Genomic DNA, 12,969 nt, shown 5'->3' on the forward strand with positions numbered 1-12,969 from the left:
AACAATTATTGTAAGATTTACTCCTTAAATAATTACCGGGCGGCCGACTTCGGCACCGACAGCAGTACATAAAGCAGCACCACCAGGGGCACTGCCGTGGCGTGCAGCGCCAGCAATAATCCTGCCGCGAGCAGCAAAAATAAAAACCGGCGGCGGTTGTCGGCCCAGCGCAAGGTCTTAAACTTCAAAGCAAAAAGCGGCAGCTCAGCCACCAACAGTCCGGAGAGCAGCACCGTGAGCCCCAGCAGCACCCAGGGCGTGAGAATGAAGCCCGACACGCCAAACTGGTCGTTGGTCAGAATAAGGGGCAGCGAAGCCACGACCAGCGTGCAGGCCGGCGTGGGCAGCCCGATAAAGGACGTAGTCTGCCGGGTGTCGTTGTTGAACTTGGCCAGGCGCAGCGCCGAAAAGATGGTCACGATAAAGCCCAGGTAAGGCAGCAGGCCCATGGAGGACAGGGACGGCGATGCAGCGCTGCCCGGCTCCTGCCCGGTGGCCATAAACAGCAGGCTAAACAGGATTGCGCCCGGCACCACGCCAAAGGACACCATGTCGGCCAGGGAATCCAGGTCTTTGCCAATGGCCGAGGACACGCGCAGGGCCCGCGCCAGCAGGCCATCAAAAAAATCGAACACGGCTGCTGCACCAACGAAATAGGCCCCGGTGCTGAGCTGGCCGTGAAAAATAAACGTCAGCGCCAGGCACCCGCACAGCAGGTTCAGGCAGGTGACGGCATTGGGCAGATTTCTTTTCATTTAACAATTATCATTTAACCGTTAACAGTTGTTCCTACAAGCTATTCAATCCAGCAAGCCGAGGGGGCTCCCCTCCATTGTTAATTGATAACTGTTAACTGCTAATTGACAAGGAATGGGTTGCTGCGGCGCTCGGCCCCGATGGTGGTGGTGGGGCCGTGCCCTGGGTAAACGGTGGTAGCATCGGGCAGGGTCAGCAGCTCGGTTTCGATGCTGCGAATCAGGGTGGCGTGGTTGCCGCCCGGCAGGTCGGTGCGGCCGATGCTTTGCTGAAACAGCACGTCGCCGCCAATCAGCGCCTGGCTGGGGGCGTGGTAGAATACTACGTGGCCGGCGGAGTGGCCGGGTGTGAAGCGTACCTGCAGCTCGGTATCGCCAAAGCGCACGGTCTGCCCGGCGGCCAGCTCCCCGCTGGGCTCGGCTGGCTGGTAGCCGGCAAAGCCGTAGGGGCCGGCGTAGAGGGGCACGGCGTTCAGGGTGGGAAGGTCCAGGGGGTGCAGCAGGTAGGGCGTGCCGGGCCAGGTTTGCAGCACAAAGGCATTGCCCAGCACGTGGTCGATGTGGGCATGGGTGTTGAGCAGCAGCGTCACCTGCAGCTGGTTTTCCTCCACGTAGCGCCGCAGGGTTTGCTGCTCCTGGGCGTCGTAGCAGCCGGGGTCGACGATGGCGCACTGCCGCGTGGCCTCATCAATCAGCAGGTAGGTGTTTTCAGAAAAGGCGTTAAATGTGAAGCAGACAACTTTCATGCGCAAACAGGGGTCAGGAAGCAATGCGGAAAGGTACGGCGGTGATTTTTTAAAGGCTGATTGGTTAATGGGGTGAGGAGGTGATGAGATGATGAGGAATGTGACGTTCCACTTACTTCCACACAAACCAAAGAGAAGTGGTTTACGCACCATCACACCAGCGTCCTGGCTGTTATTGCCTTACTGCACAACGCTACCAGCAGCCCTTCCTGGCATATTATTACTTCACCGCCTCACACCCTATCACCTTATCACTTCATCACCTTTTCACTTCATCACCAAAATCAGCACATCAACAATTCACCCCATTCCGCCCTACCTTGCCACCGATGACAAGCTGCGACTTTATAGTAGTAGGGCACGGCCTGGCCGGGGCTACGCTGGCCTACGTATTGCGCCAGCGCGGCTACCACGTGCTGGTGTTCGACCCTGAGCCGGCCGACACCGCATCCCGGGTAGCCGCCGGCCTGATGAACCCGGTGGCTGGTAAGCGCTTTGCGCTGAGCTGGCAAGCAGCCGAGCTGCTGCCCGCTGCGGCTGCTTTTTACCAGCAGCTGGAGCAGCGCTTTGGGCAGCAGTTTTTCTTCCCGGCACCCATTTTCAAGATTTTTGGCTCCCTGGATGAGCAGCGCGCGATGCTGGCCCGGAGCGCCGAGCAGCCCTGGGGCGACTTTGTGGCCAGCCTCACGCCAGCCGACCCGGGCATTGCGGGCGTGCAGGCGCCTTTTGGCGGGGCCTGGCTGCAGCACGGCGGGCATGTGCGGGTGCAGGAAATGCTGGATGCGCTGGCTGCCGAAGGCCGGCGCGAGGGCTGGCTGCGACGCGAAACTTTTGATTGGTCCCGGCTCGTTACCGACGCGGCCGGACTTGTCTACAGTGGGCAGGTGCAGGCTCGCCACGTCGTTTGCTGCGAGGGCGCGGCGGCGGTGTTAAACCCCTACTTCAGCTGGCTGCCCCTTACCCCCAACCAGGGCGAGGTGCTGGATGTGGAATGTCACGACCTGCCCACGGCCCAAGTACTCAACCGGGGTGCTTACGTGGTGCCGGTGGGCGAAGGCCGGTTTCGGGTAGGAGCTACCTACCGCTGGCCGCCCTTTGCCGATGGCCCTACGGCAGCTGGCTTACAGGAGCTAAGCGAGCGGCTGCAGGTTATCACAAGCCGGCCTTTTTCCGTAGTAAAGCAGCGGGCCGGGGTGCGGCCGGCGGTGCGCGACCGGCGGCCGCTGCTGGGGCCTCACCCTACCGTGCCGGGCCTGAGCTTCTGCGGCGGCTACGGCTCAAAAGGCGTGATGCTGGCTCCGCGGCTGGCAGCCCTGCTGACCGACTGGCTGGAAGGAAGTGCTGCGCTGTGGCCCGACGTGGACCTGCGGCGCTATGCTTCCCACCATGCCGCCGCCAACCGCGCATAATTTTTGTTGTCTGACGTTCAATGACTGGTGCGTGAAGTTGAAAAAATATAGTTTCAGCCCCCGGCCGGCCCGTTTAGCCGGGAGGGAGCTTGCCGTTTGCTTTCGTTATCTGTCTCTATGACCAGTTTCTTTCCTTTCAAAGCCACCCGGGGTGCCGCGCTGCTGGCAGCGCTGCTGCTGGCCCTGCCGGCAGCCCGTGCCCAAACGGCCCAGGAGCCTTTTGGCCGGGTACGCATTCAGTACAAGAACTTCGAGTGGCAGCAGTTTGCCACCCAGAACTTCATCGTGTACTTCTACGATGGCGGCGAACCCAGTGCCCGCCGGGCGGCGGAGTATGCGGAGCGAGAGCTGCAGCGCATCACGGCCCTGATTGGCTACTACCCCTACTCCAAGACCACGCTGCTGCTGTACAACTCCGTGGGCGACCTGCGCCAAAGCAACATCGGCCTGAGCTCCGACAAGCAGCTGACCGGCGGCGAAACGCCCATTGCCCGCATGAGCAAGGTGCAGATTGCCTTTACCGGCCAGCAAACCGACTTCAAGCGCGAGCTCAGCACCCAGATTACGACCGTGCTGCTCAACGACATGATGTACGGGGGCTCGCTGAAGGAAGTACTGCAAAGCAGCTACCTGCTGCAGCTGCCCGACTGGTTTATCGGCGGGGCCGCCGCGTATGCCGCGGAGGGCTGGAGCGTGGAAATGGATGGCTACATGCGCGACATGACCCGGCAGCATACCAGCAACCGCACGGCGCCCTTCTTCCTGCGCAACCCCCAGCTGGCCGGCCAGAGCATCTGGAACTACGTAGCCGAGCGCTACGGCTACACCACCATTCAGAACATCCTGAACCTGACGCGTATCACCCGCGACATTGAAGTTGGCATCAGCTCCTCGCTGAACGTGCCCTTTAAGGTTTTCCTGAAAGACTGGCTGACCTACTACCGCGACCTGAACGGGCAGCCCACGGCGGCCCTGGTGATGCCCGACGCCCAGCACAACCTAAGTGGACGCAACCGCCGGAACGCGGTGTACTCCCAGCCCGTGTTCAGCCCCAACGGCCAGCAGATGGCATATGCGGTGAACGACCAGGGCCGCTACCGCGTGGTGGTGGCCCGGCGCGACGGCAGCCACCGCCGCATCATTCGGCGGGGCGGCTACAAAACCCCCGACCAGCAGGTGGAAACCCGCCTGCCCGTGCTGGCCTGGCGCGGCAACTCCCAGGTGGCCATTGCCGAGATGCTACGCGGCGAAATGAGCCTGCACCTGCGCGATGCCGCGGGGCACGACCTGCTCAGCCGCGTAGGCGAGGCCGTGAAGTTCAAGCGGCCGGCTTCCCTCTTCGATGCCTACGACCAGGTGCTAAGCCTGAACTACTCGCCCGATGGCAAGGCCCTGGTGTTTAACGCCGTGCGGGGTGGCCAAAACGACCTGTTCCTGCTGCGGGCCGGCAGCCGCAAGGCCGAGCAGCTCACCAACGACCTGTTCGACGACATTCAGCCGGTGTTTCTGCCGGGGGGGCAGGGCATTGTGTTCAGCTCCAACCGCTACCTCGATTCGGCCGGGCGGGCCCGCCCGGCTACCTTTCCCAACGTGGTGAACAACTACGACCTGTTCCTCTACCACCTCGATGGGCGGGCTATTCCCGTGGAAACCCTGGTGAGCACCATCTCCAATGAGCTGCGCCCCCGGGCTATTTCCGACGACGAGATTGTGTACCTGAGCGAGGAAAACGGGGTGCGCGGCATCTACAGCTACTCTCTGAAAACCAAGCAGCGGGCCCCCATGAGCAACTTCCTGCCCAACATGCAGGACTTCGACTACAGCGCCGCGAGCAAGGCCCTGGCTTTTGTGGTGCCCTTCCAGGGCCGCGACCAGCTCTACCTCTATCCCGACTATGCCCTGCCCAGCGCCCTGACGCTCAACAAAACCACCCGCCAGCAGACGCTGGAAGACCGGTCGGTAGCCGCTGCGGCACCCAAGCCGGCGCCTAAGCCGGCCCCGGCTCCCGTCGACACCACTGGCACTGCAAAGCGCCGGAAGGCAGCAGGTACCATCAATACCAGCAATTACCAGTTTGAGGAAGACGAGCCGGCCCCGCTGGCCGCCAAGCGCCGCCGCCAGGCGGCTGCCGACGCCGCCAAAGCGGCTCAGCCCGAGACGCCCCTGCTCACGGGCCCCTTCCGCAACGACACCCGCTTTATGGCCGACAACGTGTCGTCGGCCCTGTACGTGGACCCGCTGCTGGGCCTGGGCCTGCAGTTCCGGGCCGGCCTGACCGATGCGCTGGAAAATCACCGCATCGACGCCAGCTTGTTTGGGCTGTTCGACCTGCGTACCAGCAATATCCAGGCTTCGTACACCAACTTCACCAAGCGCTACGACTGGGGCATTGGCTACCAGAAGCAGGCTTACTTTTTCGACTCGGACCGGGGCAGCCGCTACCGCTACGGCCGGCATGAGGTGGCCCCCTTTGTCTCCTATCCGCTGACGCACAACATCAGCGTACGGATAGGCCCGCGCTACGTCAACATGACGCGCATTCGCACCAATGACATCTCGGTTATTGAAGACGAAACCCAGAACTACCTGGGTTACAATGGCGAGCTGGTGTTCGACAACGCCATTATGACCGGCGTCAACATGATGAGCGGTACCCGCATGAAAGTGGCCTTGCTGGGCCTCAACAACCTCGGGAACCGGGGCCTGAACTTCTCGCGCCTGACCATCGACCTGCGCCATTACCAGAAGCTGCACCGCTCGCTGGTGTGGGCCAACCGTGCCAGCTACGGGCACTTCTTCGGCCCGCACCCGCAGTTCTTCCGCCTGGGAGGCATGGACAACTGGCTTAATGCCAGCTACGAAGGCGGAAACCGGACTACGTACGAAGACCCCGCCCAGAACTTCTACCAGCAGTTTGTGACCAACATGCGCGGCTTCGACTACAGCAGCCGCACCGGCTCGCGCTATCTGCTGTTCAACAGCGAGCTGCGCTTTCCTATTGTGCAGTATTTCTCCCGCCGCCCCATCTACTCCGGCTTTTTCCGCAACCTGCAGCTGACGGCCTTTGCCGACGCCGGCACGGCCTACTCGGGCGGCAACCCCTTTGGCGAGGACAACTCCAACAATACCACCCCGTTTGGGGGCAACGGCAGCCTGTTCTCGGGCACAGTAACCAACTTCAGCAACCCCTTTCTGGTAGGGTATGGCTTTGGGGCCCGCACCACGCTGCTGGGCTTCTACGGCAAGTTTGACATGGCCTGGGGCCAGGAAAACTACGTCACTAAGTCGCCCAAGCTCTACTTCACCTTGGGGTACGACTTTTAGCAGGTGGGCTAACGCCGCTGCCGAAAGCCCGCCGGAAGCTACTCCGGCGGGCTTTTTTATGCCTTGGCAGCTGGTGTTGGCCCAGCGGGCCGGCTGAGGTGCCAAAGCGGCTTTGCCCGGTCTGCCCGTTCTTTGCAGCCCATTCCCTACTCGCCTACTCTTATGAAAACGCTCTTTACGCTGCTGTTGCTGGCGGCCGGCATTGCGCCGGCCAGCGCCCAATACCAGACGCCCGGTACCGGCGTGCGCTGGACGCTGGCCCAGCTGGCGGCGGCTACGGGCTCCAACGTGGCCAGCACCGGCCCCGGGCAGTACGCCATTGCCGGCAACCTGCGGCTGCGGGCCACCGACACCCTGGTTATCAGCACCAACGCCACGGTGCGCATTGCCTCGCTGGCCGAAATCAACATCGACGGCGTGCTGCTCGTGAACCCGCCCGACTCGGTGAAATTCACGGCCCAGACCAGCACGGCGCCGTTTCACAGCTTCTGGTTTTCGGCCACCAGCAACGCCGTGCTGCGCAAAACAATCGTGGAGTATGGCGGCGGGCTGAAGACCGTTGACGCCGGGCTGCTGCTCGACAGCTGCGTGGTGCGCTACCAGGTGGCCCGCATCGGCACGGTAAACACCAACAGCGGGGCCATCAACATCTCCGGCGGGGCGCCGCGCATCCTCAACAGCCTTATCTACGGCAATGCCCGCTCGGCCATTGCCAGCCCCTCCAACCGGCCCACGGCGCCCATTATCCGCAACTGCGTTATCCGCGACAACAACACCGAAAACGGCAACTATCCGCAGATTAACCTGGGCATCGGGGGCGCTACGCCCACGGTTATAACCGGCAACCGCGTGATTGGGCGCTACAACATGGCCGGCGGCATTGCCATTTCCAACCTGCTGGGCACCGCGGCCGTCACGGACGTGGAAATCCGCCGCAACTACGTGGCCAACAACCGCTACGGCATTGCCGTGCTGGGCTCCAACATTACCTCGCGCATTGTGCGCAACATCGTGGAGAACAACAACACCAACCCCAACGCCAACACCGGCGGCAGCGGCCTTAACTTCCAGGGCGGCGCTACCAACACCGGCGTGGTAAGCCGCAACATCCTGCGCGGCAACCTCTGGGGCGTGACCATGCTGCGCACCTCCACCACCAGCGCTGCGCCTGGCCCCACCGTAAGCTTCGGCGACGTGAGCAGCCCCGACAGCCTGAACGTGGGCCTCAACCTGATTTACAACAACGGCAACGGCGGGCAGGTGTACGACTTCTACCTCAACATGCCCGACAACGTGATGGCCCAGAACAACGACTGGGGCAGCAGCTCGGCCGCCGTAATTGAAAGCCACATCGTGCACCAGGTAGACCAGCCGTCCCTGGGCCTGCTCAGCTTCCAGCCGTTCCGGCAGACCATCGTCAGCAGCAGCCGGCAGGGCAGCGCCCAATTGCTGGGGCTGGGCCTGGGCTTGTACCCTAACCCGGCGCGCGAGCAGCTTTTACTGCGCCTGGAAGCCGCGGGCCCGGCTACCGTTCAGCTGCGCGATGCCCAGGGCCGGGTGGCATTGCGCCGCGTGCTAACGCCCGCTGAGGGCCACCTCCGCGTGCCGGTAAGCGGCCTGGCGGCAGGCCTGTATACCGTGGAAGTAGAGCAGCAGGGCCGCCGCGCTACGGCAAAAGTGGCTATTGGGGAATAACGAGGGGCGGTCTGGTCGTATCTTTGCGGCCCGATTAAGCCCTGGTACCCGTGCAGCTGCTCAGCGAAATATCCACCTTGTTAGCCAAAGACTTCCGCCTGGAATGGCGGCAGCGGGCGGCACTGGGCGGCATGCTGCTCTACGTGGGCAGCACGGTATTCGTGGCCTTTCTCAGCTTCAGCCTGCGCGGCGGGCAGCCCCCGGCCCCGGCCTGGAACGCGCTGTTCTGGGTGATTCTGCTCTTTGCCGCCGTCAATGCCGTGGCCAAGGGCTTTATGCAGGAAAGCCCGGGGCAGCGCCTCTACTACTACACCCTGGTGCGGCCCCAGGCCATTATCCTGGCCAAGATGCTCTACAACGCCCTGCTGCTGCTGGCGGTAGCGCTGCTGGGTTTGCTGCTGTACACCGTGTTCCTGGGCAACCCCATTCAGAACCATACCCTGTTTCTGGCCAACCTGGTGCTGGGGGCCGTGGGCTTTGCCACCACGCTCACGCTGGTGTCGGGCATTGCGGCCAAGGCCGGCGGCAACGGCGCCACCCTCATGGCCGTGCTGGGCTTCCCGGTGATGGTGCCCATGCTGCTGCTCCTTATTAAGGTCAGCAAAAATGCCCTCGACGGCCTCGACTGGAGCGTGAGCCAAGGCTCGGTGCTCACGCTGCTGGCCCTGAACATGATTGTGGCAGCCCTGTCCTATCTGTTGTTTCCCTTTCTATGGCGCGGCTGAGCTTAGTAGTAAATAGTAAGGCATAAAAAATCTATTGCGTTCAGCTTCATTAACCCACGCAGTATCCCAATTATCTTAAAACAACCCTAATACCTAATATCTTATGAATCCAAAGATTATCGGTAGTGTGCTGGGCCTGGTATTTACGGTGCTGGGCGTGTGGGGCGGGCAGAAGCTGGTGGAGCAGCAGGGCGGCGGCTGGGCCTGGAAATTCCTGACCATCCTGCTTATCGTCGCGGCCACCGCCGTGGGCATTCTGGTGCCGGTGCCGGCTTTGCCCATCGTAAACGAGAGCATCCGCAACCTGTTTTTCCACGTGCCCATGTGGTTTTCCATGCTGATGGTACTGCTGGTATCGGTGTGGTACTCCATTCGCTACCTGCGCAATCCTTCGGCACGCCTGGACATTCTGGCCCATGAGTCGGCCAAAACCGGCATCGTGCTGGGCTTGCTGGGCCTGGCCACCGGCAGCCTCTGGGCCCGCTACACCTGGGGCGCCTGGTGGACGCCCGACCCCCGCCTGAACGGGGCGGCCGTGGCCATGCTCATCTACGGGGCCTACCTGGTGCTGCGCGGCTCTTTCCGCGACGAGCAGCAGCGGGCCCGGGTGTCGGCCATCTACAACATTTTCGCCTTCGCGGCGGTCATTCCCCTGCTGTTTGTGCTGCCCCGCCTGAGTGGGCCTTCCCTGCACCCGGGCCAGACCGGCAACCCCGGCTTCAACCAGTACGACCTTGACAGCACCATGCGGCCGGTGTTCTACACGGCCGTGCTGGGCTGGATTCTCTTCGCCTTCTGGCTTACCCAGGTGAGCAGCCGCTACGCTCTCCTGCAATTGAAACACGATGAAAATTAAAGCATTCCCGCGCCTGACCACCATCTTTTTTCTGCTCCTGGCCCTGCTTGCCAGTGCCAGCGCCGCCTTTGCCCAAGGCGCCGATACCCCGGCCATGGCCGACGGACTGCGAGCCAGCGGCAAAATCTACGTGGTGGTGGCCGTGGTGGTCGTCATCGTGGGTGGCCTGCTGCTCTACCTCATTGCCCTCGACCGCAAGGTGAGCCGGCTCGAAAAAGTACTAAAGCCCTAAGCCTGACTTTTATCATTCCAGGTGGGGCACCTCTGCCGCTACTTCGCTGTTAAATAGTCAACCCGACCCAAGCTTACTTCTTCCGCACATCCCGGGATTATGAAAAAAGCACATATCCTCATCATTGCCATCATTGCCGTGGCCGTGGCTATTATCCTCAGCACCACGGCCGACGCCAGCGTGTACGTGGGCTTCAGCGAAGCCCGGCAGCGGGCTGCCGAGGGCAACACCACCAAGGTGCACGTGGTGGGCCGCCTGCCCCGCGATGGCCAGAACAAGCCCGTGGGCCTGCAGTACGACCCCATGGTCGACCCCAACTACTTTGCTTTCACCCTCGTCGACTCGACCCAGATAGCCCAGCGCGTGGTGTACAACAACCCCAAGCCCCAGGACTTCGACACCTCCGAGCAGGTGGTAATTACCGGGGCCATGCGCGGCGACGTGTTCATGGCCGACAACATCCTGCTCAAGTGCCCGAGCAAGTATGTGAAAAAGGATTTGGAAGGCGCCACCGCCGCCAATTAAATTATCAATTGGCAATGAGCAATGAACAACCGCAGGAAGGCGCAAGCCAATGCCAACCTCATTGTTCATTGCTCATTGCCAATTGCTCATTGAATACAGCATGAATCTATTAGTAGGAAACATCGGCCATTTCAGCGTCATCCTCGCGTTTGCGGCGGCGCTGGTGGCGGCGTATAGTTACTTCCAGGCCTCCCGGGGCCGCGCCCTCGGCGACAGCGACGCCGGCTGGCTGCGGCTGGCCCGCGGGGCCTTTTTCGTGCACGGCCTGGCCGTGCTGGCCGTGGTGGCGAGCTTGTTTTTCATCATCTACGCCCACCGCTACGAGTACTACTACGCCTGGAGCCATAGCTCCAACCACCTGCCGGTGCACTACATGATTTCCTGCTTCTGGGAAGGGCAGGAAGGCTCTTTCCTGCTCTGGATATTCTGGCACGTGGTGCTGGGCTTGTTCGTGATGCGCTTCAACCAGCGCTGGGAGGCGCCGGTGATGGCCATTTTCAGCGGCGTGCAGCTGTTCCTGGTGTCCATGATTCTGGGTGTGGTAGTGGGCGACCTGAAAATCGGCTCCTCCCCTTTCATTCTGCTGCGCGACTTCATGAGCGACCTGCCGGTGTTCAAGATGAACCCCGACTTCGTGCCCAAGGACGGAACCGGCCTCAACCCCCTGCTGCAGAACTACTGGATGGTGATTCACCCGCCCACGCTGTTCCTGGGCTTTGCGCTCACGCTGGTGCCCTTCGCCTTCGCCATTGCCGGCCTCTGGAAAAAGGAGCTGACTTCCTGGGTGAAGCCGGCCATTCCGTGGACGCTCATTGGCGGCGGCGTGCTGGGCGTGGGCGTGATGATGGGCGCCTACTGGGCCTACGAAACCCTCAACTTCGGGGGTTACTGGAACTGGGACCCGGTGGAAAACGCCGTGTATATTCCCTGGCTGGTGCTGGTGGCCTCGCTGCACGGCCTGGTGCTGTGGCAGAAGCGCCGCACGGCCCTGCGCACCTCCTTCGTGCTGGTTATTGCCACCTTCGTACTCATTCTCTACGCCACCTTCCTCACCCGCAGCGGCGTGCTGGGCAATGCCTCGGTACACTCCTTTACCGACCTGGGCCTGTCGGGCCAGCTGCTGATTTACCTGGGCGCGTTTACCGTGCTTTCCATTGTCCTGCTGGTGCGCCGCTGGAGCTCTATTCCAGTGTCGCCCAAGGAGCTGACCATGTATCACCCCGAGCTGTGGGTGTTTGTGGGCGCCACAGTGCTCTGCCTGGGCGCCTTCCAGGTGCTCGTGACCACCAGCATCCCGGTGTATAACGCCCTGCTGGGCCTGGTGGGCATCAAGTCCAACATGGCCCTGCCGGCCGACCAGATTGGACACTACACCAAGATTCAGCTCTGGATGGGCGTGCTGGTAGCCCTGCTCTCGGGCCTGGCGCAAATCATGTGGTGGCAGCGCAACAACAAAACCACGCTCACCAACGCGCTGTCGGCGCCGGGCATCCTGGCCTTGCTGGGCGCTTCGCTGGTGATTCTGCTGCTGCGCTACTTCAAGCTCACCATCACCCCGGCCTATATCGTGCTGCTGGTAGCCGGCCTGTTTGGGGTGCTGGCCAACTTCGGAATGATTTTCACGCTGTTCCGCCGCGGCATCACGCTGTCGGGCGGCGCGGTGGCCCACCTGGGCATTGGCCTGATGCTGCTCGGCATTCTGGCATCGGCGGGCTATTCCAACATCATTTCGCGCAACGTGTCGGGCCTGCTCTACTCGCGCGAGTTCCCCGAAGACCTGAACCGCGACAACGTGCTGCTGTGGCGCAACGAAACCACCAAGATGCAGGACTACGACGTCACCTACACCGGGCAGTTCTTCGAGGTGCCCGGCGTGCCCGGCTACATAGATAAGCAGCTGCTCTACCGCACCGACGACGAGTACAAAGCCCTGGCCCGCGCCGAAATCAAGGTCGACGACAAAACCTACTACAAGGCCGGCGACACCCTGGAAATCGCGCCCGAGAATACTTTCTACCGCGTTACCTACAAAGACCGGAAGTCGGGCGACAAGTTCGTGCTCTATCCCCGTGCCCAGGTAAATGAGGAGATGGGCGGCCTGCTGGCCTCGCCGGCCATTAAGGTGTTCTGGGACCACGACATCTACTCCCACATCAGCTCGGTGCTGGACCCGCGCAAGGAGCGGGAATGGAGCGAGCCCAAGGACCACACCCTGGCCGTTGGCGACACCATCTTCCTCAACGACTACTTCGCCGTGTTCCGCGCCATTGAGCCGGCCCACGAAACGGCGGGCCTGGGGCTGCAGAAAGGCGACATCGCCCTGCAGGCCGACATCATTGTGCACGGCGAGCGCCGGCAGTACCACGCCCACCCCGTATTCGTGATTCGTAACCGGCAGATTGGCCGCGTGCCCGACGAGGTAGAAGACCTGGGCGTGCGCCTGGTGCTCAACAACATCGACCCGCAGGCCGGCAAGTTCACCTTCGGCGTGAGCACGGCTCAGAAAGACTATATCATCCTCAAAGCCACCGAAAAGCCCTTCATCAACCTGCTGTGGAGCGGCACCCTGCTCATGGCCCTGGGCTTTGGCCTGAGCCTGCGCCAGCGCAACCGCAAGCCCTTGCCCATTGAAGAAGAAGCCGTGGCCGCGGAGGAGCTGACGGCCTCTAAGCAGACAGCGACTGCATAGCTTCCTTGAGGAG

Annotated in this window: 10 protein-coding genes; 8 read left to right on the forward strand and 2 right to left on the reverse strand. The window is 62.0% G+C overall.

The window, feature by feature from the left end; all coding sequences use genetic code 11:
• Positions 1-32: 32 nt before the first annotated feature.
• On the reverse strand, positions 33-755 hold the full coding sequence (locus ABD919_RS13510) for a CDP-alcohol phosphatidyltransferase family protein (protein WP_345236553.1): 723 nt from the start codon (positions 753-755) through the stop codon (positions 33-35).
• Between the two features lie 101 nt (positions 756-856).
• Positions 857-1,501 (reverse strand): MBL fold metallo-hydrolase, encoded by a 645-nt coding sequence (locus ABD919_RS13515; protein ID WP_345236554.1) that lies wholly within the window; start codon positions 1,499-1,501, stop codon positions 857-859.
• A gap of 329 nt (positions 1,502-1,830) precedes the next feature.
• Here ABD919_RS13515 and ABD919_RS13520 point away from each other — a divergent pair, with 329 nt between their 5' ends.
• The 8 genes from ABD919_RS13520 to ccsA all read left to right on the forward strand — a co-directional run bounded on the left by ABD919_RS13520 (position 1,831) and on the right by ccsA (position 12,956).
• Complete coding sequence (locus tag ABD919_RS13520) at positions 1,831-2,910, forward strand: NAD(P)/FAD-dependent oxidoreductase (protein ID WP_345236555.1); 1,080 nt, start codon at positions 1,831-1,833, stop codon at positions 2,908-2,910.
• Positions 2,911-3,027: 117 nt separating this feature from the next.
• Positions 3,028-6,234 (forward strand): hypothetical protein, encoded by a 3,207-nt coding sequence (locus ABD919_RS13525; RefSeq protein WP_345236556.1) that lies wholly within the window; start codon positions 3,028-3,030, stop codon positions 6,232-6,234.
• Between the two features lie 162 nt (positions 6,235-6,396).
• Positions 6,397-7,929: a T9SS type A sorting domain-containing protein gene (locus tag ABD919_RS13530; protein ID WP_345236557.1), complete on the forward strand. Its 1,533-nt coding sequence runs from the start codon at positions 6,397-6,399 to the stop codon at positions 7,927-7,929.
• Between the two features lie 56 nt (positions 7,930-7,985).
• On the forward strand, positions 7,986-8,654 hold the full coding sequence (locus tag ABD919_RS13535) for a heme exporter protein CcmB (protein ID WP_345236609.1): 669 nt from the start codon (positions 7,986-7,988) through the stop codon (positions 8,652-8,654).
• Positions 8,655-8,757: 103 nt separating this feature from the next.
• Positions 8,758-9,510 carry a cytochrome c biogenesis protein gene (locus tag ABD919_RS13540; RefSeq protein ID WP_345236558.1) on the forward strand — a complete coding sequence of 251 codons (753 nt, stop codon included), beginning with the start codon at positions 8,758-8,760 and terminating at the stop codon, positions 9,508-9,510.
• On the forward strand, positions 9,500-9,742 hold the full coding sequence (locus ABD919_RS13545) for a CcmD family protein (protein WP_345236559.1): 243 nt from the start codon (positions 9,500-9,502) through the stop codon (positions 9,740-9,742). Before ABD919_RS13540 ends, ABD919_RS13545 begins: the two co-directional genes overlap by 11 nt.
• A 99-nt stretch (positions 9,743-9,841) precedes the next feature.
• Positions 9,842-10,267: a cytochrome c maturation protein CcmE domain-containing protein gene (locus ABD919_RS13550; protein WP_345236560.1), complete on the forward strand. Its 426-nt coding sequence runs from the start codon at positions 9,842-9,844 to the stop codon at positions 10,265-10,267.
• 100 nt (positions 10,268-10,367) lie between these two features.
• Positions 10,368-12,956: a cytochrome c biogenesis protein CcsA gene (ccsA, locus tag ABD919_RS13555; protein ID WP_345236561.1), complete on the forward strand. Its 2,589-nt coding sequence runs from the start codon at positions 10,368-10,370 to the stop codon at positions 12,954-12,956.
• The last annotated feature ends 13 nt before the right edge of the window (positions 12,957-12,969 follow it).

It is taken from the genome of Hymenobacter saemangeumensis (assembly GCF_039541835.1).
Taxonomy (GTDB): domain Bacteria; phylum Bacteroidota; class Bacteroidia; order Cytophagales; family Hymenobacteraceae; genus Hymenobacter; species Hymenobacter saemangeumensis.